This is a genomic window from Pseudomonas sp. FG6 (assembly GCF_057809015.1).
Genome location: NZ_JBMDJD010000025.1, coordinates 1 through 26,032, shown reverse-complemented (window position 1 = coordinate 26,032; position 26,032 = coordinate 1). Strand labels below are relative to the sequence as shown.

At 64.6% G+C, this 26,032-nt stretch carries 21 protein-coding genes; 10 read left to right on the top strand and 11 right to left on the bottom strand.

Going from position 1 to position 26,032, the window contains the following annotated elements; all coding sequences use genetic code 11:
• Window positions 1–31: 31 nt before the first annotated feature.
• The 11 genes from ACODSJ_RS17035 to tagH form a co-directional block, all read right to left on the bottom strand.
• Window positions 32–1,759 (bottom strand): formylglycine-generating enzyme family protein, encoded by a 1,728-nt coding sequence (locus ACODSJ_RS17035; protein ID WP_489102837.1) that lies wholly within the window; start codon window positions 1,757–1,759, stop codon window positions 32–34.
• Entirely contained in the window at window positions 1,752–2,948 is a 1,197-nt protein-coding gene (locus tag ACODSJ_RS17030; protein ID WP_489102836.1) for an ABC transporter permease, read from the bottom strand. Before ACODSJ_RS17030 ends, ACODSJ_RS17035 begins: the two co-directional genes overlap by 8 nt.
• Window positions 2,948–3,664 (bottom strand): ABC transporter ATP-binding protein, encoded by a 717-nt coding sequence (locus tag ACODSJ_RS17025; RefSeq protein ID WP_489102835.1) that lies wholly within the window; start codon window positions 3,662–3,664, stop codon window positions 2,948–2,950. Before ACODSJ_RS17025 ends, ACODSJ_RS17030 begins: the two co-directional genes overlap by 1 nt.
• Window positions 3,664–6,747, bottom strand: a complete 3,084-nt coding sequence (locus ACODSJ_RS17020; protein ID WP_489102834.1) for a serine/threonine-protein kinase — start codon at window positions 6,745–6,747, stop codon at window positions 3,664–3,666. Before ACODSJ_RS17020 ends, ACODSJ_RS17025 begins: the two co-directional genes overlap by 1 nt.
• Window positions 6,744–7,475 carry a PP2C family protein-serine/threonine phosphatase gene (locus tag ACODSJ_RS17015; RefSeq protein ID WP_489102833.1) on the bottom strand — a complete coding sequence of 244 codons (732 nt, stop codon included), beginning with the start codon at window positions 7,473–7,475 and terminating at the stop codon, window positions 6,744–6,746. The genes ACODSJ_RS17020 and ACODSJ_RS17015 overlap by 4 nt, the downstream gene beginning before the upstream one ends.
• Window positions 7,476–8,129: a type VI secretion system-associated protein TagF gene (gene tagF / locus ACODSJ_RS17010; protein WP_489102832.1), complete on the bottom strand. Its 654-nt coding sequence runs from the start codon at window positions 8,127–8,129 to the stop codon at window positions 7,476–7,478. It lies immediately after the preceding gene.
• Window positions 8,126–11,626 (bottom strand): type VI secretion system membrane subunit TssM, encoded by a 3,501-nt coding sequence (gene tssM, locus ACODSJ_RS17005; protein WP_489102831.1) that lies wholly within the window; start codon window positions 11,624–11,626, stop codon window positions 8,126–8,128. Before tssM ends, tagF begins: the two co-directional genes overlap by 4 nt.
• On the bottom strand, window positions 11,623–12,951 hold the full coding sequence (locus tag ACODSJ_RS17000; RefSeq protein WP_489102830.1) for a DotU family type VI secretion system protein: 1,329 nt from the start codon (window positions 12,949–12,951) through the stop codon (window positions 11,623–11,625). Before ACODSJ_RS17000 ends, tssM begins: the two co-directional genes overlap by 4 nt.
• Before the next feature lie 6 nt (window positions 12,952–12,957).
• Window positions 12,958–14,292 (bottom strand): type VI secretion system baseplate subunit TssK, encoded by a 1,335-nt coding sequence (gene tssK, locus ACODSJ_RS16995; RefSeq protein WP_489102829.1) that lies wholly within the window; start codon window positions 14,290–14,292, stop codon window positions 12,958–12,960.
• 15 nt (window positions 14,293–14,307) lie between these two features.
• Window positions 14,308–14,814, bottom strand: coding sequence for a type VI secretion system lipoprotein TssJ (gene tssJ / locus ACODSJ_RS16990; protein WP_489102828.1), 507 nt, complete (start codon window positions 14,812–14,814; stop codon window positions 14,308–14,310).
• A 65-nt stretch (window positions 14,815–14,879) separates the two neighbouring features.
• Entirely contained in the window at window positions 14,880–16,442 is a 1,563-nt protein-coding gene (gene tagH / locus ACODSJ_RS16985) for a type VI secretion system-associated FHA domain protein TagH (RefSeq protein WP_489102827.1), read from the bottom strand.
• A 424-nt stretch (window positions 16,443–16,866) separates the two neighbouring features.
• Here tagH and tssA point away from each other — a divergent pair, with 424 nt between their 5' ends.
• The 10 genes from tssA to ACODSJ_RS16935 form a co-directional block, all read left to right on the top strand.
• Window positions 16,867–17,901 carry a type VI secretion system protein TssA gene (tssA, locus tag ACODSJ_RS16980; protein WP_489102826.1) on the top strand — a complete coding sequence of 345 codons (1,035 nt, stop codon included), beginning with the start codon at window positions 16,867–16,869 and terminating at the stop codon, window positions 17,899–17,901.
• A gap of 81 nt (window positions 17,902–17,982) precedes the next feature.
• Window positions 17,983–18,489 (top strand): type VI secretion system contractile sheath small subunit, encoded by a 507-nt coding sequence (tssB, locus tag ACODSJ_RS16975; RefSeq protein WP_489102825.1) that lies wholly within the window; start codon window positions 17,983–17,985, stop codon window positions 18,487–18,489.
• Between the two features lie 2 nt (window positions 18,490–18,491).
• Window positions 18,492–19,988, top strand: a complete 1,497-nt coding sequence (gene tssC, locus ACODSJ_RS16970; RefSeq protein ID WP_489102824.1) for a type VI secretion system contractile sheath large subunit — start codon at window positions 18,492–18,494, stop codon at window positions 19,986–19,988.
• Window positions 19,989–20,238: 250 nt separating this feature from the next.
• Window positions 20,239–20,727: an Hcp family type VI secretion system effector gene (locus tag ACODSJ_RS16965; protein ID WP_260962731.1), complete on the top strand. Its 489-nt coding sequence runs from the start codon at window positions 20,239–20,241 to the stop codon at window positions 20,725–20,727.
• An 81-nt stretch (window positions 20,728–20,808) separates the two neighbouring features.
• Window positions 20,809–21,264, top strand: a complete 456-nt coding sequence (locus ACODSJ_RS16960; RefSeq protein WP_489102823.1) for a T6SS effector amidase Tae4 family protein — start codon at window positions 20,809–20,811, stop codon at window positions 21,262–21,264.
• Entirely contained in the window at window positions 21,261–21,686 is a 426-nt protein-coding gene (locus ACODSJ_RS16955; protein WP_489102822.1) for a hypothetical protein, read from the top strand. Before ACODSJ_RS16960 ends, ACODSJ_RS16955 begins: the two co-directional genes overlap by 4 nt.
• Window positions 21,680–22,192: a type VI secretion system baseplate subunit TssE gene (gene tssE / locus ACODSJ_RS16950; protein ID WP_489102821.1), complete on the top strand. Its 513-nt coding sequence runs from the start codon at window positions 21,680–21,682 to the stop codon at window positions 22,190–22,192. The genes ACODSJ_RS16955 and tssE overlap by 7 nt, the downstream gene beginning before the upstream one ends.
• On the top strand, window positions 22,189–24,048 hold the full coding sequence (tssF, locus tag ACODSJ_RS16945) for a type VI secretion system baseplate subunit TssF (RefSeq protein ID WP_489102820.1): 1,860 nt from the start codon (window positions 22,189–22,191) through the stop codon (window positions 24,046–24,048). Before tssE ends, tssF begins: the two co-directional genes overlap by 4 nt.
• Window positions 24,012–25,064: a type VI secretion system baseplate subunit TssG gene (gene tssG, locus ACODSJ_RS16940; protein WP_489102819.1), complete on the top strand. Its 1,053-nt coding sequence runs from the start codon at window positions 24,012–24,014 to the stop codon at window positions 25,062–25,064. Before tssF ends, tssG begins: the two co-directional genes overlap by 37 nt.
• On the top strand, window positions 25,057–26,032 hold a 976-nt coding region (locus ACODSJ_RS16935), incomplete at its 3' end, for an AAA family ATPase (protein WP_489102818.1). The genes tssG and ACODSJ_RS16935, both read left to right, overlap by 8 nt.

The window sequence follows — 26,032 nt, the reverse complement described above, 5'->3', positions numbered from 1 at the left end:
AGTCCCTTCCAAGCTCGCTGACAACGAATGCTCAAGACCGCTGGGCATTCGATGCGAGCAATTCCTTCAATATCGTTGCCGGGTCGGCTCGTTTTTGCTGACGATAGTCCCCGACATGACGAACGAACAGCGTAGCCCGCGCCACCAGGCTCTTGCCCAATACCGGCTTGCGCTCCAACTCTTCCTTGATGCGTTGAAACTGCGCCTGGATCACGGCATCGGTGTAGCGCGTGCCGGTGGCCAGGTTGTCGATGTAGATCGCCACCGCGCCCTCCAGGGCACTGCGACCGTTGTCGATGGCCGTGGCGAACAGCGTGGCGCTGGCCTCGTCCTTGGCGTCCAGGGCCGCCTGTCGACTGTTTTGCAGGTTGGTCAGGCGGATGTTGTAGTTGTTGACGGTTTCGGCCACCAGGGCCGAAGACTGGATCAGGTTGCCGGCCGCCTCCTCGCGCTGCTGGGCGATGAGCGAGACGTTGCGCTTGAGCTCTTCGTTGACCAGGCCCAACTCGGCTTGCAGGCGCGGATCGGTGTTGGCGGCGATGATGCTGTCCAGGCGCTTGGTCGGGTCGTCGGCCTCGTCGATGGCGTCGGTGAGGGACGCGAGGCGACCTTCTTTCTGCCACTGGGCGAACAGTTCCTTGTAGCGCGAACGCGGCGCCGACAAGGCACCGACCGCCACGCGCAAACCGGTGGTTTCGTTGCTCTGCTCGGTGCCGTCGGCGGCGAACAACGGGTATTCGCGGCGCATGCCAGTGAACAGCGTGCCCTCGCCTTCGAGGTAGTTGCCGCCCTTGACCACGAAGCCACCGTAAGCACCCTGGCGGCGACCGGCGTGTACCAGTTGGAAAGATTCCTGGACCATCTCGGCAGCGTTGCCGACCACGTCGAACAGACCGATAGGGTTCGGCAGCTTGGTGCCAATGGGCATCAGCCGCGCGGCCTGGCCGGTGCCGCCGGCGACCTGGTTGAACACCGCCCAATCGGCCAGCGGCCCGTCACTTTCACTGCCCTCCAGGCGTCGGGGAAACAGGCGTCCTTCCAGGTCCTGGCGGCTAACCGCCTGGCCGCCACGGGCGGCGAATTCCCATTCCACTTCCGTGGGCAGGCGCACGAAGCCCAGGCCGCCGTCTTCAGCCGCAGTGCCGCGACCACTCACCGGCAGCAGGTCCTTGTGGTATTTCATCAGCCAGGCGCTGTACACCGCCGCGAAGCGCTCGGCCTCGAATTTCGACAGTTTCACCTTCGGCAAACGCCCGGCCACGCCTTGGGGCAGGTCGGCTTGCAAGGCCTCGCAGGCCGGTGCCGGTTCGCCGCTGGCCAGCGATTGCGCCTGGGCCATGACCTGGGCGTATTGCCGGGCCGTGACTTCGTACTTGCCGATGAAATACAGCATTGGTTTGAGCGGCGTCTTGGCGTCGGTCTTGGGCATCAACGGCGTGATGGTCTTGTTCCAGTCCTTGGGCAGGTCCTTGAGGGTGAACTGGCCGTTGATGAAGTCACGCCGGTAGCCAGAAATGAACGACTGCTGATAGCCCGCCTCACCTTCGCTGAACGGGTAGCCGAGGCTGATCTCGCGGTCGTCCAGGGTGCCCTGGGCGAGGATGTAGACGTAACGGAAAACCATCTGCCCGTCACACGGCAGCGGCAGGCTGACGTCGTCGGGCAACGGCTTGGGGTTGTCCAGCTTGTCGCTGCCTTCATCCGCCCAGACAAGACTGGCCAGGCTCAGCGCCACGGCGGCGCCCAATAACTTATACATCACGGATTCCTTCACACGCCTGGATGCGCGCCACACGCCAGCCACCACAGGCCGCTGCCACGGCGCTGACGCCAAGCACAGCCACCAGGGCCAACAGGTAATGACGCACCAGCAGATGGCTGGCGTATTCGCCGGGCATCTGCGCAAATAAATAATTCAGGCCCGACTGCGCCAGGCCATACAGGCCGGCACTCAGCAGGGCCGCAAACGTGGCGCTGTAGAGCGCCTGCAACACCACGAACCACAACAGCGCAGCGGTCGACACCCCCAGCAGGCGCAACACCGACAGCTCCCGGCGCTTGCGCTCGACCGCCGCCAGGGCCCCGGCAGAAATCGCCGCGAACGCGCCGGCCAAGGCCAACCCGGCGATGATCCAGAACACGATCGACAGGTTGCGGCTCAACGATTGCACTTGTGCGATGGTCTGGGCCTGGGTCGACACCAACAGGTTGTGCGCCGCGAAATACTGGCGCAGCAGCTCCACGTCGCCGAGGCTGCGGGCGTACAGGCGAAAGGCCGGATAGACCCGTTGTCCGGCCACGCTCACCGCATCGCCGGGCCAGCCGAACGCGGGCACGGCGCGACCGTCGCGGTAGTCCTCGGCCGCTTCCAGCAAGGCCAGCGGCGCGAACAAACCGTCCCGGGCAAAGGCCTCCAGTGGCAGTACCTGCAGCACCTGGACCCGCGTGCGCTGCGCCTCACTGCGACCGGCCACCTGACGGCCGAAACTGGCCTGCAACCAATCGCCGGCCTTGGCCCCGAGCTTTTCGGCGGCGGTCTGGCTGAGCACCACTTGCTCCAACCCTTGCGGCACCGGCAAACGGTCTAGCAAGGGATCGCCGGCGGCGGTGGGAATCATCTCGACCGTGACGACCGAAGCCTCGCCACTCAGGTCCGCCGTGGCCGCGATCTGCCGGGTGCGCGGCAAGGCAAAGGCGACGTCGTTGCGCTGGCTCAGTTGTTCGACGAACTCAGCACTGAAACGACCGCCGCCCAAGGGAATGATTTCCCGAGTGGCGGGGTCGTTCTGCAAGCGTTCGGTGAGACTGGTGACGAGGCCGAATTTCAGGCCAAACAGCACCAGCAACGGCGCAACCACGGCCACCAGCGCCAATACCGAGCAGGCCGACAACCAGGCGTCGTTGCGGTAATCCTGCCAAGCCAGGGAGGCCACCAGTGCGCTGCGCATCAGTTGGCCTCCCCGAGGGTGGCGGTGACGCCGCCATCGGCGTCACGCCGGCAACTGATGCGCCGCACCTGCAAGCCGCTGGCACGGGCCAGTGCTTCGTCGTGGGTGGCGACGACGCAGCACACGCGCTGTTCACGGGCCTGGGCCACCAGCAACTGCATGACGCGCTCGGCGTTCAACGGGTCGAGGGCGGCGGTCGGCTCATCGGCCAGCAGCAGGCGCGGTCCATGGGCCAGGGCCCGGGCGCAACTGACGCGCTGGCGCTGGCCGACGGACAAGTCTGCCGGTTTTTTTGCCAGTTGATCGGCAATGTCCAACTGTCCCGCCAGGCGCATCACGCTGCCGTCATCCTTCAAGCCAAGCAGTTTGCGCGACAACTCGATGTTGCCGCGCACATCCAGAAATCCCAGCAAGCCGCCGGTTTGCAGAACATAACCCAGGTGACGACTGCGCAGCTCGGCCAAGGTGTCCTGTTGCGACGCGCGCCACAATTTGGCGATGTCGACCGGCGTGTGGGCGGGCGCAAAGTCGAACTGCCCGGCCTGGTCCGGCGCCAACACCAGCGCCAGCAGGTCGAGCAAGGTGCTCTTGCCGCAGCCGCTGGGGCCGACCACCGCCAGTTGTTCACCGCCACGCAATTGCAGCCGTGGAATCACCAGGCTGTAGCGTTGGCTGCCGGTGCCCCGGCTCTTGTGCACGGCGTTCAGGTTCAGCATCACGGCAGCGTCGACAACGGAACGCGGTACAGGGCGTCACCCGGCTCGGCGTCGCCGAAGCGCACCCAGTTCGCCAGGTCATTGTGGAAGGTTTCGTAGAGGCGGATTTTCGAATCCAACTCGTCGATGAAGTCTTCCTGCTCGGCCACGCTCAACGACAACCACAAGTCCTGGGTCATGTTCAGCGACTTGCTGCGGTACGGCAGCCCTTCGAGGTACTCACCCAGAATCCCGCCGTCGGCCAGGTTGCCGCCCTTGCGCAAGGCCGACGGGTCGCGGCTCATGTAGGCACTGGCGCTGGCGATTTCCTGGAAGAAATCCTTGGGCGAACTCTGGGTCTTGCGGGCCGCGTCGACGATCAGTTTCAGCGACTGTTGCAGGTCGTTGAGTTGCAGCTTGGTCAGCATCACACAGACCTGGAACGCCGGCAGCGCCGGGTTGGTCAGGTCGCGGTCGGCGGTCCAGGCGCTGACCAGTTGTGGTGCCTGGCTGGCGGTCTTGCGACCCAGGAAGTCCATGTGCATCGCGTAGCCGACCGCTGCCGATTTGTCGGCCACGCTCGGCGCCGCGCCCAGCATCGGCACGCTTTGCGCCTTGTTGCTACGCACCTGGTGGACCAGGTCGGCGAACACCGAACCGATCTCGTCGACGCGCTCGCCAAACTTGCGCACGTCGGCGCCCGGCACCGGGATGTACAGGTCGCCGATCTGCGGGTTGGCGTCGGCGGTCAGGGTGCGGTACTGGCTCTGGGCACCGGCATGGGTTTTCTTGCCGGCGTCGCTGAGCAGGTGCAGGGCGTAGATCTTGATCTGCTTGCCCAGCGCGGCCTGGCGCACTTCGGCCTCGTTCATCTGCGTGGCGGCCAGCGGGTCGTTCTTGCGCAGGGCGCCGGCGTCGGTGACCAGCAGGATCAGGCGTCCGCCGTAGCCGGACCAGTCCATGCCTTCGACGGCTTCCATCACGCCGGCAAACGCGTCTTCGTTGAACGAATGGCTCGACACCGTGGACGCCTTGACCTGCCGCGCCAGTTCCATGAAGCGTTGCGGGTCGCGACCCTGCTCCAGGGTGACGAGGGTCTTGGCGACGTACTCCAGGCCCGGGGTCTTCTTGGTGCTGTTGCGAAAACCCACCAGCCCGAAGCTGACACTGTCCAACTCGCCGCGCTCGGCGATGCGGCTTTGCAGCTCGTGGACCACATCGCGCACCTGGTCGATGTAGGGCTGCATGGACACCGTGGTGTCCACCACCAGCACCACCGCCGTGCGGAAGGCGTCGGCGTTGGCCGTCAGGATGGGGGCGTTGGTGGTGGCCTTGGGCGTGTCGCCCGGGTCGATGGAGGCCACGTTCAGCAATTGCACCGGCTGGCCGTTGTCGTCGAGGCTCTCGCGGGCATCGAAGATCGGCAACAGGTAGAACTGGCTCTGCGGTACGGCGCTGGCCGCCGGCTCCAGGGCCAGCACTTGCTGGTTGTCCTGTGGGCTCTGCTGGGCCTTGAGCAGCACGTTCTTGGCGCTCGAAGGGTTCGCCAGCAGTTTTTCCACATCGCCGGGCTGACGCAGGAACATGACCGGCGCACGACCGGAACGCTCGGTGAACTTGAGCACCAGGCTTTGTTTCCAGTCGCTGACCTGGGCGGCCGGCAACCAGCCGTCGCTGCGGCCGTCGGTGGCCGCGCCGACCCGCACCCATGGGCTGCCATCGACGTCTTTGCGCTGATAGACATAGAGCACAGAAAACGCCGGCAGTGCCTTGTCCGGGGCCGCGCCCGGCGCATCGGCCAGTTTCGCTCCCGGTTTGCTGAGCACGCGCTGGAACAAGGTTTTCTTGCCGGCCATCAGCAGCGGACGCTGGCCACCGTCGGCCTCGCTTGCCACGGGTGGTTGTACCGGTGGCGCCGCAGGCGGCTTGACCGGCGGTGCTTCAGGCGTCTTGGTCGGCGTCGCCTCGGGAGGCTTCACCGTTGTCGTGTTGGCCACGGGCGGCTTCTCGGGTTTCCTGGCATCACCGGACATCCACCAATAACCGGCGCCGCCCAAGGCCAGCGCAACGGCCACGGCGACGCCCGCCAACGCGAACACCGGGGTCTTGCGCGGCGGTGTCGCGACAGGCCGTGGCGGCGGGCTCACGGGTGGCGGTGTCGGCTGGGGCCGGGCTTGCGGTTGCGCAGGACCGCTCGGGATGTCGATGGACACCGGCGTCAAACCCGCCAGGTCCGCGCCTGCCGGTTTCGTCGAGACCGGCAACGGCAATGGGCGGATCAGCGTCGCTTCGGCCGATTCCTGCGGCAAGTTATCCAGCGCCCGCAGCAACGCCGCTGCGTCGGGGAAGCGCTCCGCCGGATCCTTGGCCAGCAGCTTGCGCAGCACTTCCTGATAACGGCCGTGGTGCACCGGCAGTTCCGGCAGCGGTTCGGTCAGGTGCGCCAGGGCCGTGGACAGCGCGTCGCTGCCGGTGTACGGCAGCTTGCCGACGAGGATTTCATAGAGCACCACGCCCAGGGCATACAGGTCGGCGCGCCCGTCGATGTCCTGTCCGCGGGCTTGTTCCGGACTCATGTAGCTGGGCGTACCGACGGCGAAGCCGGCCTGGGTGAACTGGGTGCGGTCGTCCAAAGACTTGGCGATGCCAAAGTCCGACAGCACCGCCGTGCCATCGGCGCGGAACAGGATGTTGGCCGGTTTCACGTCGCGGTGCACCAGGCCCAGGCCGTGGGCATAACCCAGGGCCGAGGCGATCTGGCGGATGTAGATCAGGCCTTGCTCCGGCGTCAGGCCCTCGGCGATGCGCTCCTTGAGCGTGCCGTTGGGCAGGTACTCCATCGCCATGTAATACAGCTCACCGACGTTGCCGATGTCGTGGATGGTGACGGTGTGCGGGTGCGACAGGCGCGCCAGGGTCTTGCCTTCACGCAGGAAGCGCTCGCAGAACGTCGGGTCGGCCGCCAGCGCCGCCGCCATGACCTTCAACGCCACCTTACGCTCCAGCGAACGCTGGGTCGCCAGGTAGACACTGGCCATCGCGCCTTCGCCGATGGCCCCTTCGATGTCGTAGCCGGGAATCTGGATGTTCAGGGTGAGGCTCATGACGGCACCTTCACGACCACCACGGTGATGTTGTCCGGCGCGCCGCGCATCAGGCCCAGGGACACCAGGCTGCTGGCGATTTCGCCGGGTTCGTCGTGGTTCAGCACTTCGCGGATTTCGTCATCCTCGACGGTCTTGGTCAGCCCGTCGCTGCACAGCAAATAGCTGTCGCCCGGCACCAGCAGCAGCTCCACCGTCGACAGGTTCAATTGCGCCTCGACACCGATGGCGCGGGTGACGATATTCGCCCGTGGGTGCACCCGCGCCTCGGCTTCGCTGAGCAGGCCGCTGTCCTGCAAGTCCTGGACGTAGCTGTGGTCACGGGAGATGCCTTCGAGCACGCCGTCGCGCAGGCGGTACAAGCGGCTGTCACCGGCCCACAGGCACATGCCACGCAAGTCGCGCGTGGCCAGGACCACCACGGTGCTGCCCATCATGGTCACGCCACGGTTGGCGGTTTCCTCGCGCACGGCGGCGTTGACCCGCAGCAGGTCGCTTTGCAGCGCCGCGACGTATTCGTCAAGCGAGCGCCCCAGGGCAATGCTGCGCAGGCTGTCGACGATCAAGCTGCTGACGTAGTCGCCCGCCGCGTGCCCGCCCATGCCATCGGCGACGACCCACAAACCGTTTTCCGGCAGATCCAGGCAAGCGTCTTCGTTGACCTGGCGGACCATGCCGACGTGGCTCTTGCTTGCCGACTTGAATGCTTTCCCAGCGCTTGGACGCATCTACACCACACCTTCTTGGCCGAGCAAAAATTGCGCAAAATCCGCCGCCGCCGGCAACCCCTGGCAGCGCATCAAACCAGGAGCGATCCGCTCCGAACCCTGGCCCCACCACAGGCTCATGCCTTCGCAGGCCGACTCGGCCAAAGCGCTCATGCGCTGCTGCGGGTCAGTGGCATCGAAGCGGTGCAGGCTGGCGAACCGGCCGCTCGGGGTGCGCGGCACGGCCGTCGGGCTGCCGAGGCTTTCCAGCTCTGCACCGAAGGCCTCGAAACTGGCCTCCACATTCAAGGTGCTCAACAGCAGGTTTTCCACCCGCTCGAACCAATCATCCGCGCCGCCGACCACCGAGGCCGGGTCCGCGTCGGGCTCCAGCAACACCGCCACGGTCAACGGAAAATAGCGCCCGACCCGGTCGATGCTCGGCATTACCACGCCCACGGCAGCGTCCGGCCCGCACACGCCCGGCGCCACCAAAAAGCGCCACAACGGGCTGACCAGGTAGGCATCCAGCCAACGCTCGCCGAGACTGGCCTGGCTGGCGAGCAAACCCGCCGCCAGCCAGGAATCCCAAGGACCGATAAAGCTCTGGGGCAAGCCACGGCTGACGAAGTCCCCGCGACTGGCCAACTTTCCATAGAAACCCGCTGTACTCATAGCCGCTCCGGCAAGCTGAAGCCGCTGAGCACCCGGCTCTTGAACGGGTTGAAGGCGCTGTTGGCCCGCAGCTCGTAAGAGGCACTGGCGTTGTCGACCCGCAACCGCAGGTTGAAGCGGTCCGGCGAATTGCCGGCGGTCAGGTCCGATTGTTCCAGCAGCCGGAACCAGGCCCACGGGCCGTCGAGGGTGATTCCGGAACGGCCGCTGGACGACGGCGGCATGATCGAGATCCGCACCACGCCGATGCTGCCGGGGTTCGGCCATTGCATGGCGGTCGGCCGGCTCGGGCCGTGGTCGTAGCTCAGTTGCTGGCCGTCGAGGTCGAGCAGAAACTGGGTGATAGTCGAGTCCATCGCTACCGGCTTGAGTTCGAAACGCACCATCGGCTGGGTGCCACCGGAACGGAAGAACGCATCGCGGATGGAGGCCGCGCGCTGGAAGGTCTGCAACACGCCCGGGGCGATGCCGAGTTTCTGCGCCGCGCCCGGCTGCCAACGCCAGGTCGGAGTCGAGGTATCGACGTAAGGCTGCAGGTACTTGCGGAAGTAGTTGTCCATCACCCCGCCGACGCCGAAGAACTGACCGAAGTCATCCAGGGTCGCGTCCCGCGCACTGCCCGGCGACATCGGGTAGCGCCCGGCCAGGGACTGGCGATAGATGTTCACCACTTCGCTGGTCCAGGCGGCGTTCAGTTGGTTGCGCACCCCGCCCATCATGGTATTGGTGGTGGAATTGACCACCGACTTGACCAGGCCCTGCACCAGCGGCGGCTGGCGTTCGGCGTTGAGGCTGACACGGGTAGCGGCGGCGCTCGCCTGGTTCTTGGCTTCGCCCAGCAAGGCATCGCCGCTGGCGCCGACCATGGCGCTGACCTGCACGTACAAGGCGTTCATGTCCGACAGCAGGCCGTCGATGGCCGCCGGTTCGCCTTCGTTTTTATTGACGATGCTGTTGAGCTCGGCGAAGTGCGCGGTGATCGGGTCATCGCTGGCCGCCGGGGCGTTCGGTGTTGCCTGTTCCTGGCCGAGCAGGCTGCCCAGGCGTTCCTTGAGCTTATCCACACCGCCTTCCACTGGCGCGCCTTGAGCGGCCAGCAGGCGTTCGTCCTGTTGCAGGTCGGTTTCCTTGGCCACGGCCACCAGCAGTTTTTTCAACGGCGAGGTCGGTCCGGAAAGCACCCGCAGCACGTCGGCGGCCTGGGCCACGCTGGTGATCGGCACGAAGTCGATGTCGGCCAGCAGGGCGTCCCATTGGCGCTGGTAGTCCTGGAAATACAGGCGGCGCACGTCGGCGGCTAGGCTGGCGACGTTCTGTTGATCGGCCTGTTCGTGGCCCAGCACCCATTGCTCTTCGGCCAGGGTGCCGGTCTGGCTCAGGCTGGTGAGCAAGAAGCCCTGACGGTAGCCCTTGACGGTGAAGAAGCCGCTCAGCGGCTCGCCCAATGGCTTGCCACTCTTGCGGCTGAACACCAGTGCGGCGTCACGCCCGGCGGCTTCGTTGATGCGGAAATCCGGGATGCCTTCGGGCAGCTTCTGGCGCTTGATGCGGTCATAGACCCGCTGGGCCACCGGCAGTTGTTGCAGCTGGCGGCGCAGGTCTTCGACCAGGCGCGGATCGAGGCGCGCGGTTGGTGGACGCCGTTCGAACAACGCCTGCAAGTGCTCGTTCAAGGCCATGCGCTGCTCGGCCGGCAGGTCGCGCGGCAAGGTGCGATCCCAATCCAGGGCAATCCAGGCCTTGATGAAGTCGGGGTCGTAGTGCTCGTTGTCGGCGAGCATCAGGTAAGCCTTCAAGCCTTCGTAGAGGAAGTCCGAGTTGCCGCCGCTGTGCAGTTGCTCTTCGATGCGCGTGAGCAAGCGTGGCGCGAACACGGCGATCAGCAACTTGCGATAGACGCTGGCGGACTCGGCTTCGAGCATGTCGCCCTGGTACAGGCCCAGGCCTTCGGCCCAGCTCGGCGCATCACCGGCCAAGTGCTTGACCGCGTTGAGCAGCGGCAGCACGGCGAGCACGTCGCGTTGCGCCGGGCTGAGGTTCTGCACGGTCTGGCCCAATGGCGCGACCTTCTGGTCGACCTGGGCGATGTACGCCTGGTTGGCGCGATAGCTGACCCACCACAACGTGCTGACCACCAGCACCAACAGAACGGTGGAGGCCAGCACACCCCGGGCGATCCACTTGCGCCGACGCTCGACCTTCGGGTCGACGCCCACCAGGCCGCGCTCGGCGAAAGCCACCGCGCTGAACAGTTTTTCGATGAAGTAGCTGCGCCCGGTGCCGGTCTGGCGTGCCAGGTGCTGGCGGTCCAGGTTCATGCTTTGGGCCATGGCGCCGATCAGGCGGTCGATCGGGCTGCCTTCCTGGGTGCCGCTGGTGAAATACACACCGCGCAGCAACACGCGCTCTTCGAAGGCGTTGGGCTTGAACACGCCTTCGAGGAAGCTTTGCAGGCAATCCTTCAGGGCGCCGAACTGCTGCGGGAAGCCGTAGATCAGGTCACGCCGCGCCGGGTCGCGCTCTTGCTGCAAGCGTTCCACCAAACGGTCGTTGAGGCGCTGCTCAAGGCCGGCGAACTCGCTTTGCAGGTGCGCCAGCGGGCTGTCAGTGCTCTTGCCGTCGTCCAGGGCAAACGTCATGCCCCAGACCTGGGCGCGTTCTTCCTTGCTCAGGGTGTCGAAGTACTCCATGAACCCGGGCACCAGGTCGAGCTTGGTCAGCATCAGGTAGACCGGGAAGCGCACGCCCAATTGGGTGTACAACTCCTGGATGCGCAAGCGGATCGCCGCGGCATGGGCGGCACGCTCGGCATCGCTGCCCAGCAGCAGGTCGGACAGGCTGATGGCGATGAACGCACCGTCGATCGGACGGCGAGCCCGTTGTTTTTTCAACAGGCCCAGGAAGCCTAGCCACGCCGCCTTGTCCACGGTCGCGTCGCTGTCCTGGGTGGTGTAGCGGCCAGCGGTGTCGAGCAGGACCGCCTCGTCGGTGAACCACCAATCGCAATTGCGCGTACCGCCCACGCCACGCACCGCGCCGGCGCCCAGTTGCGCGGCCAGCGGGAAATGCAGCCCGGAATTGACCAGCGCGGTGGTCTTGCCCGAACCCGGCGGGCCGATGATCACGTACCACGGAAGTTCGTAGAGGTTACGACGCTCGTCGCCGCCCAGCTTGGCTTTCTTGAGCAGGGCCAGGGCTTCGTCCATGCGTTGGCGCAGGGTTTCGAGTTCTTCGGCCGTGGCGATGCTGCTCGGGTCGGGCGGAGTTTGCGCGGCCAGGCTGCGCATCACTTCGGCGGCCTGGCGGCGGGCCTGGATGATGCGCAACACCCGGTAGGCGATCCACACCGCGAACACCAGGATGATCAGCGCCCAGCGGCGACCTTCGGGCACCAGCCATTCCAGCAGCGGGCCGACGAACCAGATGATCAGGCTGAGGGCGATCAGCCCCAGCACCGGGATGACCCAGCGGATCATAAAACTGAAAAAAGCCTTCACTCGACTCCCTCCGCCAATACTGTGATTTCAACCCGACGGTTGCGCGCACGTCCTTCTGTCGTGGCGTTGGAAGCCAGCGGCTCGGTGTCGCTGCGGCCTTCGGCGCTGAAGCGCTCGGGCTGGCCGGTCTTGGCCGAGAGGATTTGCAGCACCGACTGCGCCCGCGCCTCGGACAACGCCCAGTTGGACGGGAATCTGAGGGTGGCGATCGGCCGATTGTCGCTGTGACCGGTCACCAGCACCTGGCCCTTGACCCGGCGAACGGCGTCGGCGATGCGCAGCATCAGCGGCTCGAAATCGTCCTTGATGCTGGCGCTGCCGGAGGAGAACAGTTCGTCGCCACGGATGGTCACCACCGAGCGATCCACGGCGTCTTCCACCGCCACCCGACCGGCCTTGATCTCATCGGCCAAAAAGCCGGCCAGGCGGGGACGCTCGACGACTTTGGGCTGGACCACCGGGCGGTCGATGGTTTGCACCGGGATCTCGCCCAAAAAGTGAATGTTCTTGAACACCGGCTCGGCATCGGACGCCAGTTTCATCCGCAGGCCGAACAGCAACGCCAACAGCAGCGCGGCACCGATGGCCACGGCGATCCACGGCGGCATGAATTGGGCGAGGCGATCACGGGCCACGGTGACCCCACGCCAGTGTGGCGACAGTTCACGCTCATACTCGCCACGGGCGCTGCGGATCACCGCGCTGGTGCGCTCGCGCAACGCTTCCAACTGGCTGCGACCGTCGTTCATCACCCGGTAGCGCCCTTCGAAACCCAGGCACATGCACAGGTACAAAAGCTCCAGCAGGTACAGGCGCTCGCGAGGGCTTTGCAGGCAGTGTTCCAGCAGCTGGAACACTTTCTCGCCACCCCAGGCTTCGTTGTGCACGGTGATCAACAGGCTCTGCTTGCCCCAATCACTGGTGCCGCCCCACGGGGTGCTCAGCACGGCTTCGTCCAGGGCGGTGCACAAGGCATAGCGCGCCAGCAGCACATCGTTGCGCACCACGCCGGCGGCCTCGGCACGCTCTTCGAACTGACGCAGGTAGGCCAACAGTTGCGCGCGCAGGCTGGCCGGTGCCGGATGGGCGATGGTGCTGCGCAGGCGTGTGAGCAGGGCCAACAGCGGGCCGGCAGCGCTTTCCAGCGGGTTGAGGCCCTGGGCCTTGCCGGTCAGGACCGGCGCCGCCGGCATCGACAGCGGCGCCGATGCCGGCGCCGGCTGCTGGGGACGTCCCGGATCCGGACGGAACGGGTCCTGGCGCAAAGGGTCCGCGCCACGGCCACCGGGCGTCGGCATGAACTGGGTACGATCGTCGTTGCTCATCGCGGTTTATCCTCGAATCGCCCAGAAGGCCAGGTTCAGCCCAGGGAACTGGCCGGCGATGTGGAACGCAAAACCGCCGGAGTTGCTCAACTGCTGCCAGTGATCGCTGCCCCGGTCGAGTTCGTAGTAAGTGGAACCGGCGTGGTACGGCAGTTGCCGCGGCGCCACCGGCAACGGCAGCAGGCCGATGCCCGGCAGTTGCAGGTTGACCAGGTCGCGAATGTGCTCCACCGAGCCGACCTTGCTCTGCTGGCCGAAGCGGCCGCGCAGGGTCTCGGCGGGGACATCGGCGCGCACCACCAAAATGAAACTGGCGCTGTCGAGCAAGGTCTTGTCGGCCAGCATCGCCACGTGGATACCGTAGGCTTTCTCGACAATCGGAATCGGCGTGGCCTTGCTGTCGATCAGCATCGACAGGGCTTCACGCAAGGCCTGCATCACCGGCGCGTAGCTCAGCGCCAGGTCATCGTGCTGATATTGCGGATAAGGTTGCGGTCGTCGTCCGGAGGCGGTGAATGTGGAGAACTCCCCGGCCAGGCTCACCAGCTCGCTGTAGAAACGTTCGGGGTGCAACGGGCTCAACTGGCTCAGGTGCTGGATCAGCGGCTGGGCACGGTTGACCAGTTGCAGCAGCATGAAATCGGCGATCTCCGAGGCGCCACCGGCACCGGACGCCACCACCCGCCCGGCCAAGGCTTCACCGCGCTGATGGAGCAGGCCCAGCAGTTCGCTGCGAAACGCCGCCAGCGGCTTGGAAGCGGCCACGTCCAGCAGCGGTGGGATGTACGCATCATCGAGCACCAGGGCGCGGTCGGCGCGCTTTTCCTTGATGCGCACCACACCGACGGCAGCGTAGTCGCCGATGCCGTCCTGTTCGGTCAACAAGCGCAGCGCCCGGGCGCCCAGGGCCACCGGTGCGCGGTTTTCGAACGGTGCGTTGTCGTCGCGGACCTCGCTCACCTGACTCACGTAGCGTGCAGCGCCCAGCTCTTCGCCTTCGTCGACGGTGTCCCGTGCGCCGGCGCGCTTGAGCGGCAGGGCCAGGTACACCAGGCCGTCGCGCAGGTTGTCGTCGACGTTCAGTGGCGTTGGCGCGACGTCATCCTGGGGAATGTTGAAAGGCGTGCCGTCGGGCAACAGGCCGCGCGCCGAGATGATCGCCAGCTTGCCCTGGGCCAGCAGGCCCTGGTCGATCAGCAGTTCGCAGAACCCCCAGGCACCGGCCGACAGCGGACGGCTGCGGGCATCGATGAGGTTTTCCAGGTAACGGTCATGCTGTTGGAAGTGCTGCGTTCCAATGAACATGCCTTCCGACCAGACCACGCGATTGTTCCAGGACATGGGGGCTCCGATTGCTTATTGGGCTGGGCTGGTTGGGAGAACGACGACGTCGCTGCGCACGGCGCGCACGTCGAGGCTGATCTGGTATTCGGTGTATTGACGCGCCGGGACATTCATCACCGTGCGCCACAGCGACCGATCCAGCTCGCGATAACCCACCAGTATTCCGATATGACGAGTGGCCGGGTCGAGGTCGCGTTGCAAGCTCAACTGCTGGCCGGGCTGGACCAGCACTTCGTCCTGGTCCAGCAGGTCGGCGCCGAGGGTCGCCTGGGCCCGTTCGGCCAAGGCGAAATAGTCGGCGCGGCCAAAGGTGGCGGCGTTCTTCAATTCGAAAATACGCACCCGGACCGGTGCCGGCTGGCCAGTGGCGCCGAGGTTGAGACCGGCAATGGCATGGAAATGCAGCTCGACGGCGGCGGTATCGGCCTCAGCCTCTTCGGGCTGGGGTTGGGCCGTGTCCTTGGCACACGCCGTCAGCAGAAGCGCGGTGGCGACTGCGAGTAAAAACCTGTGAATCATCCTGCGTCCTCAATGACGTTTTGAGCTATCCGTTGTTTGCTATCGAAAGGTTAGAACGAAGCCGATCAGCGGCGTCGCTGTCGCGTGCTGTGTTCTTCGTAGGCACGGCTGAATTCACGTCCGAACAGGTCCTGGAAATCCTCCTGGGCTTCGCGGGAAATGTTGCTGTAGAGCTCGGTGAACTGCTGCCAGTACTGGGCCTGTCGCGAGCCGCCGAAAATACCCGACAACCCACCAGGCTTGGCCATGCGCTCTTCCAGTTGCGACGGCTCGAAGCGCGCCAGCAAATGCTTGATCGCGGCCTCCACGCCAGCCATCACCGCCAGTTGATGAGCGCGCAGGTCGTCGAAGCTGTCGCGCACCGCCGCGTCCGGGGCCATGAACGCCTGGTTGCCATGGCGCAACAGCAGCAACAGGGCTTCGTCGACGTTGGGGGCGAACTTCAGCGGGTTGTTTTCCACCGGCTGGATCATCGTCTGCTGGATGCGGAATTCGCCCTTGAGGCTGCTGCGGGCACGCAGCACATCGATCAGGCCTTCGACCATCAGCCGATAACTGCGCCCGATGCTCTCCATCTGCGCCTCGGCCTGGGCCTTGTCCAGGCGCAACTGGTCAAGCCCGGCGCCGCGCAGGAAGGCCTGCAGCAGGTCGGGCTGGGAAGCGTCCACCGGATTGGGGGCGGTGACCGGAGGTGGCGCCGGGGCTGCCACTGGCGTGATAACCGGGGTGACAGCCGGAGGCGCAACCGGGGCTTCGACGCGGGTCACCGGCGCCTCGCGCAGCGGAGCCGCTTCGAAGGGGAATGGAGTCGCTTCGAAGGGAGCGGCTTCAAAGGGAGCGGATTCGAGCGGCGCCGGTTCGACATCGGGAATGGGTGGCAGCGCCGTCGCGACCGGCTCGATGACAGGCGCTGGCGCGACGGGCAGGGGCGTCACCGCCACGGGCGCGGGCTTGTCGCTGAACAGATCCCAGTCTTCCGGTATCACCGAGGCAGAAGGCATCGCCAGCGGCTCGGCCACCGACACAGGGCTTGGAATCGGCGCCGGACGCGGGATGGGCGTCGGCGGACGGAAATCATGTTGCTGGGCCGGAACGTGGTCAGGCTGGGTGGCCGGCGGAATGCTGCTGGGCGTCAGAAAGTCGAACAAGTCCGGCAGGGTGTCCATGGCCGAGCCGCCCTGGAAGTGCGCGGGTGGCGCCGCCGCGATCGACACCGGCGCTGGCGCACTGGCGCTCTGGCGCCCCATCAAGGCTTCGAAACTGCTGGGGGATTCGGCAAAGGGATTGCTGCCGGCAACCGGCAGGCTGAAATCGACGCGCGCCTGGATCTCGTAATCGCCGATACGGATCACTTCGCCGTCTTGCAGCGGCTCGCTGTTGCCTTTGCGCAAACGAACACCGGCCTTGACCAATTCCACACCGTTAGTGCTGTTATCGGTTAAGTAATAGCGCCCATCTTTGTATTGAATAACGCAATGTTTGCCCGACACCAGGCGCTCGGGATCCGGCAATACCCAGTCATTATCGGAATTACGGCCAATTGCCATCACTCCCTGGTCCATGGACTTCTCAGAACATTGGCCTGGGGTAATCTTGTGATAACTAGTGATAGTCAAACACAGCGGCATCTCGCCTCCTTGCTTAATACTTCGCGCGCGCGGGCGTGCACATTTGAGGACTCAAGTCCCTGGCCACCCACCGACAACCTTGCTAACCGCCGTGCTAAACGGCTTTTTGCCAGCATGAGGGCTGATCATAACCGGCTTGCATGACAAAAACCCCACGTCAGTGGCTGCTTCGACCGACGAGTCGGGCAGGCTGTTAAGCCCATCACAACTGTTACATGGGGGCTACACTGGTGAAATAGCTTACCTTGACAAGCCATAAGTACTACACCAAAAATGCACAACTTCTTGAATATAGATGATGGCACTTTAAGATCATTGCGCATCTAACGATGCCATTATCGTCAAGGAAACATGTGAAGTTTCATCCGGAACTTGCGTGTGAACTGCCCGACTTCTTCAGCGGGTGATAGGGAGATCGATCCAAGTGGATGTGCCTTTGCTGCTCGCCGCCGTTTCCGCGACCTCACCATGCGGTGAAGACCTGGAATATGACGCGGACTTCTTGCGCCTGGAGCGCGACTCCCGGGGTCAACCCGAGCGCAGCATGGGCGATTCGATCCTGCCTGCCGAACCGCCTGAATGGCGCAGCATCCAGCAGCAAAGCCTGGATCTGCTGCAACGCAGCAAAGACCTGCGCATCACCCATTTCCTGCTGCAAAGCTCCCTGGCCCTGGAAGGCATTCCCGGCCTCGCCCGTGTGCTCACGCTGATCAGCGAATTGCTCAAGCAATACTGGGCCGACCTACACCCGCGCCTGGACGCCGATGACGACAACGATCCCACCGTGCGCATCAATGCCCTGACCGGTCTGACCTCGGATGTCACCATTCGCCTGCTGCGCGAAAGCATCCTGGTGCGCTCGCGAACCTTCGGCCCAGTCAGCCTGCGCGCCGCCGCCAACGCCAGCGGCCTGCAGAATTTCGCCGACGAAAGCCTCGGCGCCGAACAGCTCACCGGAGCCCTGCTCGACAGCGATCCCGAACAGTTGGCCATCATTCGCGCCGCCCTGCTGGAAGCCCGCAGCGCCGCCGAAGCCATCGAGCAAGAGGTCAGCGACCAGGTCGGTTCCGCCCAGGGCGTAGACCTTGGCCCGCTCAAGCAACCGCTGAAGATGGCCCTGCAGATTCTCGGCCAGTTCGCCCCGCAGAGTGGCGACAGCACAGAGCCTGAGCCCGTCAATGACGATGGCGCCGCCGCGTTTGAGCACACCGCCGCGCCAAGTGCGCCGCGCGCCGCCCAGAACACCAGCAGCGGCGAGATCAGCAGCCGCGACGACGTGCTGCGCAGCCTGGACCGGATTCTCGCTTACTACACCCGTCACGAGCCCTCCAGCCCCCTGCCGGTGCTGTTGAACCGGGCCAAGAATCTGGTCAACGCCGATTTTGCAGCCATCGTGCGCAACCTGATTCCCGACGGTATGAGTCAATTTGAAAACCTGCGCGGCCCAGACAGCGAATAAAAAGCGAGCGGATCACGCAGTCACGTCATCGGTTTCGCCGATGACGCCAACACCGTCGCTCAAGCGACCAGGAGCAGCAACGTGGCGAAGCAAAGTTCTCAGAAATTCATCGCGCGCAACCGCGCGCCTCGAGTGCAGATCGAGTACGACGTCGAGCTCTACGGCGCCGAGAAAAAGGTCCAGTTGCCCTTCGTCATGGGGGTAATGGCCGACCTCGCCGGCAAGCCCGCCGAGCCTCTGGCACCCGTGGCCGATCGTAAGTTCCTCGAGATCGACGTCGACAATTTCGACTCGCGCCTCAAGGCCATGAAGCCGCGCGTAGCGTTCAATGTGCCGAACGAACTGACCGGCGAAGGCAACCTGAGCCTGGACCTGACCTTTGAAAGCATGGACGACTTCAGCCCGGCCGCCGTGGCTCGCAAAGTCGACTCGCTGAACAAACTGCTCGAGGCACGTACCCAGTTGGCCAACCTGCTGACCTACATGGACGGCAAGACCGGTGCCGAAGAAATCATCATGAAGGCGATCAAGGACCCAGCGCTGTTGCAGGCCCTGGCGAGCGCGCCGAAGCCAGCACAGGACCAATGATCATGACTGACAATACAGCCCGCGAAGGCTTGCAGAACCTGGGCGCGACCGAAGAAACCAGCGAGTTCGCTTCCCTGCTGCTGCAAGAGTTCAAGCCCAAGACCGAACGCGCCCGCGAAGCCGTCGAGACCGCCGTGCGTACCCTGGCCGAGCAGGCCCTGTCGCAGACCGACCTGGTGTCCAACGACGCCATCAAGTCGATCGAGTCGATCATCGCCGCCATCGACGCCAAGCTCACCGCCCAGGTCAACCAGGTCATCCACCACCCGGACTTCCAGCAGTTGGAAAGCGCTTGGCGTGGCCTGCACTACCTGGTCAACAACACCGAGACCGATGAGCAGCTCAAGATCCGCGTGCTCAACATCTCCAAGCCCGACCTGCACAAGACCCTGAAGAAATTCAAGGGCACCGCGTGGGACCAGAGCCCGATCTTCAAGAAGATGTACGAAGAAGAATACGGCCAGTTCGGCGGCGAGCCTTACGGCTGCCTGGTGGGCGACTACTACTTCGACCAGTCGCCTCCGGACGTGGAGCTGCTGGGCGAGCTGTCGAAAGTCTGCGCGGCCATGCACGCGCCGTTCATCTCTGCCGCTTCGCCGACAGTGATGGGCATGGGCTCGTGGCAGGAACTGTCCAACCCGCGCGACCTGACCAAGATCTTCACCACGCCGGAATACGCCGGCTGGCGTTCGCTGCGTGAATCGGAAGACTCGCGCTACATCGGCCTGACCATGCCGCGCTTCCTGGCGCGCCTGCCGTACGGCGCCAAGACCGACCCGGTGGAAGCCTTCGCCTTCGAAGAAAACACCGACGGTGCCGACAGCTCCAAGTACACCTGGGCCAACGCAGCCTACGCGATGGCCGTGAACATCAACCGTTCGTTCAAGCACTTCGGCTGGTGCTCGCGCATTCGCGGCGTTGAATCGGGCGGCGAAGTGGAAAACCTGCCGGCCCACACGTTCCCGACCGACGACGGTGGCGTGGACATGAAGTGCCCGACCGAGATCGCCATTTCGGACCGCCGTGAAGCGGAACTGGCGAAGAACGGTTTCATGCCGCTGCTGCACAAGAAGAACACCGACTTCGCCGCGTTCATCGGCGCCCAGTCATTGCAGAAACCGGCCGAATACGACGACCCGGACGCCACCGCCAACGCCAACCTGGCTGCGCGCCTGCCGTACCTGTTCGCCACCTGCCGTTTCGCCCATTACCTGAAGTGCATCGTGCGCGACAAGATCGGCTCCTTCAAAGAGAAGGACGAGATGCAGCGCTGGTTGCAGGACTGGATCCTCAACTACGTCGACGGCGACCCGGCGCACTCCACCGAGACCACCAAGGCCCAGCACCCACTGGCAGCGGCCGAGGTGATCGTCGAGGAAGTCGAAGGCAACCCGGGGTATTACAACTCCAAGTTCTTCCTGCGCCCACACTATCAGCTCGAAGGGCTGACCGTGTCGCTGCGCCTGGTATCGAAACTGCCTTCGGCCAAGGGCGCGTAAGCAGAGGTTGAAATGGGGCTTCCCTGTGACGCCCCTTGTGGCGAGGGCGCTTGCTCCCGCTGGGACGGTCCGACGCCTCGGGCGCAGCGACCCCTTCTTGTGGGCGCTACGCACCCAAGCGGGAGCAAGCGCCCTCGCCACAGGGGTATTCCAAGGGGATACCCAGTGAGTTGAAGAACACTGCTGTACACGAATTTCGCAAGGTCGGCGTCAACCAAACAACGTGGTAGAGACCACACAGGGAGAAAACATGGCTGTTGATATTTTCATCAAGATCGGCGACATCAAGGGCGAGTCCATGGACAAGGCCCACAAGGACGAGATCGACGTCCTGAACTGGAGCTGGGGCATGTCCCAATCCGGCAACATGCACGTGGGCAGCGGCGGCGGTGCCGGCAAGGTCAACGTCCAGGACCTGTCGCTGACCAAGTACGTCGACAAGGCATCCCCGAACCTGATGATGCACTGCGCCAGCGGCAAGCACATCGACAAGGTCAAGCTGACCGTGCGCAAGGCCGGCGGCGAAAGCCAGGTCGAGTACATGATCATCAACCTGGAAGAAGTGCTGATCACCTCCCTGAGCACTGGCGGCTCGGGCAGCGATGATCGCCTGACCGAAAACGTCACCCTGAACTTCGCCAAGGTGCTGGTGGACTACCAGCCGCAGAAAGCCGACGGCACCAAGGAAGGCGGTCCGGTCAAGTTCGGCTGGAACATCCGTCAGAACGTTAAGGTGTAATCGAACACGCCCCCGGCGCCACGCGCCGGGGGTGTTTGGTGCTTGCTCGAATCCAATTCTTACCAGCGTGGTATCTGAGTCATGGCCAAGCCTGCGTTTATCAATTTGTGGAAAGCGTATTCCGATCTGCTGGCGACCTATCCCGACGCAAAACCCTGCGACGGGCCGTGGGCGAACCAGTGCGCTATCCGCATGAGCATCACGCTCAATACCGAACTGACCATCAAGGTCAACAAGTCCACCTACACCGAACCCAAGTGCGCGCACGAACACGCCCGGGGCGCCGAATCGCTGGCGAACTGGCTGTGGAAACATCACCTGGGGCAGCCATTGATTCTCGGCGGCAGTGCAGCAGAGCGCCGCAAGTTGATGGACAAGAAGGGGCTGATCTTCTTCAAGGATTGCTTCCAGCAAGTGGGCGAGTCTTCAGACAATCGTACCGGCGATCACATCGACCTTTGGAATCGTGGCCTGACCCTTGGCTATGACGACCCCGGCTATCGTTCACGAGCGATCTGGTTCTGGGAGCTCTTATGAGCAAGGTTCACTGCGCGATTTTGATTGGCGGCCTGTTATCGAGCCTGACCGCCTGCGCCGAGCATGCCGCGACGCCAACCACCCAGGCCGTTTTCCTAGGCCAACCACTCAGCTTGGTGGACGACCAGGGCCAATGCACGCTGGTCAAACCCGACCAGAGCCGCCTGAAGCTGGACATGGAATGGCCTTGCGGCTTCAGCCTGGATAAACAGCAAAAACTGCGCGTAGAAATGTTCAACAATATCCCCATATTTGCGGTCTGGCGCAGCGAACACATGCCGGCCCCCAGCCGCGATTGCCTGAGCAAAATGCAGGCTATTCGTCAGATGCCAGCAGGTTTTGAGGCAGGACCGGCCAGCCGATATGCGTCCTGCGGCTCCGGCGGAGACCAGAAAATGTACGTAGCACCCTTTACGTGGTAACCGAAATCGCCACCCGCGATCGCCTGCAACCGTCCCTGCTGGACCGGTTGACCGATGACGATCCGACCAACCCCAAGGAAAGCGCCGACAAGCGCGTGCTGTCGCTCACCCAGCTCAAAGCCTCGGTGCTGCGCGACCTGGCGTGGCTGCTCAACACCACCTCACTGCTCGACGCCGATGCCACACTGCACACAGCGGCGGGCACGTCGGTGGTGAATTTCGGGCTGCCGGCGCTAGCCGGCAACAGCGCGTCGAACGTCGACGTCCCGGCACTGGAGGCGTTGATCCACCAGGCCATCGCCACGTTCGAACCGCGCATCCTGCGTCATACCCTGCGGGTGCGCGCCCGCTCGACGGCGGAAATGAACCACAACGCCCTGAGCTTCGAGATCGAAGGCGACCTGTGGGCCCAGCCCGTACCGCTGCGCCTGATGCTGCAAACCGACCTGGACCTGGAAACCGGACACGTGCGAGTCGTCAATGCCGACCAGCGGAGGCGCCCATGAACCCGCGCCTGCTGGAGCTGTACAACCAGGAACTGCACCACGTGCGCGAAAGCGCGGCGGAGTTCGCCAAGGAATACCCCAAGATCGCCAGTCGGCTGACGTTGTCCGGCATGGACTGCGCCGACCCGTATGTCGAGCGCCTGCTCGAAGGCTTCGCCTACCTGACGGCGCGGGTGCAACTCAAGCTCGATGCCGAGTACCCGACCTTCACCCATAACCTGCTGGAAATCGCCTACCCCCATTACCTGGCGCCGACACCGTCGATGACCGTGGTGCAGTTGCAGGCCGACCCCGACGAAGGCTCGTTGAGCAGTGGCTTTGCGCTCCCGCGCGACACCGCCCTGCGCGCCGCGCTGGGGCGGGAAACCCAGACTTGTTGCGAGTACCGCACCGCGCACCCGGTGACGTTGTGGCCGCTGCAGGTCAGCCATGCCGAGTATTTCGGCAACCCGTCCACGGTGCTCGGGCGCCTGGCCGCCAGCGAGCCGAAGGCCAAGGCCGGCTTGCGCCTGACCCTGCGCACCGGCGCTGAACTGCCGTTCAACAGCCTGGCGCTGGACAACCTGCCGCTGTACCTCAGCGGCGCCGACGAACAGCCGTTCCGCCTCTACGAACAACTGCTGGGTAACGCCTGCGCGGTGTTTGCCCGCCAGCCCGGCGGCAACTGGGTCGAGCGCCTGCCCCAGGATGCCTTGCGTTCGCGGGGTTTCGACGACGCCGACGCCGCGCTGCCGGTGGTGTCGCGAGCCTTCCAGGGCTATCGCCTGCTGCAGGAATATTTCGCCCTGCCCCAGCGCTTCCTGTTTGTCGACTTCACCCAGCTCAGCCGTGCAGTCCAGCGCTGCGACGGCCAGGAGTTGGAGCTGATCGTGCTGTTCAACCGCCATGACCCGAGCCTGGAAGGCAGCGTCGGTACCGCGCAGTTCCTGCCGTTCTGCACCCCGGCCATCAACCTGTTTCCCAAGCGCCTGGACCGCATCCACTTGTCGGACCGGGTCAACGAACACCACGTCATCGCCGACCGTACCCGGCCGATGGATTTCGAGGTGCATTCGCTGACCGGCCTCAGCGGCCACGGCACAGGACCGGAACAACCCTTCCTGCCGTTCTATGCCGTACGCGATCCGTCGCGCTATGGCCGCGACCAGGCCTACTACACGGTGCGTCGCGAGCCGCGCGTGTTGTCCAGTGACCAGCGCCGCAACGGGCCGCGCTCGACCTATGTGGGCAGCGAAACCTTCGTCAGCCTGGTGGACAGCCGGCAGGCGCCCTATCGCCACGACTTGCGCCAACTGGGCGTGACGGCGTTGTGCACCAACCGCGACCTGCCGCTGTTCATGAACGTGGGCAGCGGCAAGACCGATTTCACCCTGGCCGACAGCGCGCCGGTCTCGGCCGTGCGTTGCGTGGCCGGGCCAAGCCGCCCGCGGGCCAGCCATGCCCACGATGCCAAGGCCTGGCGGCTGATCAGCCAGCTGTCGCTGAACTACCTGTCCCTCAGCGAACAGGGACAAGGCGCGGCCGCCCTGCGCGAGCTGTTGCGCCTGTATGGCGACAGCAACGACGCGGCGCTGCAATTGCAGATCGAAGGCCTGCGCGAGGTCAGCAGCAAAGCGTGTACCCGACGCCTGCCGATGCCCGGCCCGATCGTGTTCGGTCGTGGCCTGGAGATCACCCTGGAATTCGATGAGAACGCGTTTCGCGGCACCGGGGTGTTCCTGCTCGGCGCCGTGTTCGAGCGCTTCCTGGCACGCTACGTGTCGATCAACAGTTTTACCGAGACGGTGGTGCGCACCACCGAACGTGGCGAGATCATGCGATGGAAAGCCAAGCCCGGACGTCGTCCGACCCTGTGAGTACCCTGGAGGCGATGCACCAGGAACCCTGGGAATACGACTTCTTCCAGGCGTTGCGGCGTATCGAGTGCGAAACCCCCGAGCTGCCGCGCCTGGGCCATTCCCTGCGCCTGGCCGATGACCCGCTGCGCCTGGGACAGCAGGCCGAGTGCACCTTCGCCCCAGCGACCCTGGCCTCGGTGCAACCGGGGGTCGACGGTGCGCCGGCGCGCCTGGAGCAGTTTTTCTTCGGCCTCGGCGGTCCCAACGGCCCGATGCCGCTGCACATCACCGAGTACGTGCGCGAACGCCAGCGCAACAACGCCGACAGCACCAGCAAGCGCTTCCTCGACGTGTTCCACCATCGCCTGCTCAGCCTGTTCTACCGGGCCTGGGCCGAAGCACGGCCGACCGTCAGCCATGACCGCCCGGACGACGACTACTGGTCGGCGCGCCTGGCAGCATTCAGTGGCCGGGGCATGCCGAGTCTGCTCGACCAAGGCCTGATCCCCGACACGGCGAAGCTGCACTACAGCGGCCATTTGTCGGCACAGACCCGCTATCCGGACGGCTTGAAGGCGATCCTCAGCGAATACTTCGGCTTGCCGGTGGAGATCGAGGAATACGTCGGCCAATGGCTGGAGTTGCCCGAGCGCAGCCGCGTCGGCGTCAGCGCCCATCAGTTGGGCGTGGACTTCTGCCTGGGCCGCTACGTGTGGGATCGCCAGCACAAATTCCGCATTCGCCTGGGGCCACTCAAGCTCGTCGACTACATGGGCATGCTGCCCGGCAGCCAACCGTTCAACGAACTGGTGGCCTGGGTCGCCGAATACCTGGGCCATGAATTGGACTGGGACCTGAACCTGGTCCTGGAAAAACCCGAAGTCCCGGCGCTGCAACTCAACGGTCGCTTCCGCCTGGGGTTCAACACCTGGCTGGGGAAACCCGAGACAGATGCCAACGATTTAATCCTGGCCCGGCATTACGCCGAACAGGCCACCACCTCACAGACCTCAAGGAGCCATGAGCATGGGTGAAATCAGTCGCGCCGCGTTGTTCGGCAAACTCAACAGCGTGGCCTACAAAGCCATCGAAGCCGCCACCGTGTTCTGCAAGTTGCGCGGTAACCCTTATGTGGAACTGGCCCACTGGTTTCACCAGTTGCTGCAATTGCAGGACTCGGACCTGCACCGCATCATCCGCCAGTTCAACATCGAGCCGGCACGCCTGGCCCGCGACCTGACCGAAGCCCTGGACCGCCTGCCACGGGGTTCGACGTCGATCACCGACCTGTCGTCCCACGTGGAAGAAGCGGTGGAGCGTGGCTGGGTCTACGGCAGCCTGATGTTCGGCGAAAGCCAGGTGCGCACCGGTTACCTGGTGCTGGGTATTCTCAAGACCCCGAGCCTGCGCCACGCCCTGCTGGGGCTGTCGTCGGAGTTCGACAAGGTCAAGGTCGAAGCCCTGAGCGAACGTTTTGACGAATACGTCGGCGACTCGCCGGAAAATGCCCTGACCGCCAGCGACGGCTTCAACGCCGGTAGCGTGCCTGGCGAAGCCAGCGGCGCCATGGCCCCCAGCGCCATGGGCAAGCTGGAAGCACTCAAGCGCTTCACCGTCGACCTCACCGAACAGGCCCGCAGCGGCAAGCTCGACCCGATCGTGGGCCGCGACGAAGAGATCCGCCAACTGGTGGACATCCTCATGCGCCGCCGGCAGAACAACCCGATCCTCACCGGTGAAGCCGGCGTGGGCAAGACTGCGGTGGTCGAGGGCTTTGCCCTGCGCATCGTCGCCGGTGACGTGCCGCCATCGCTCAAGGACGTGGAACTGCGCAGCCTCGACGTCGGCCTGTTGCAGGCTGGCGCGAGCATGAAAGGCGAATTCGAACAGCGCCTGCGCCAGGTCATCGAAGACGTCCAGGCTTCGCCGAAACCGATCATCCTGTTCATCGACGAAGCCCACACCCTGGTCGGGGGGGGGGGGGGGGGGGGGGGGGGGGGGG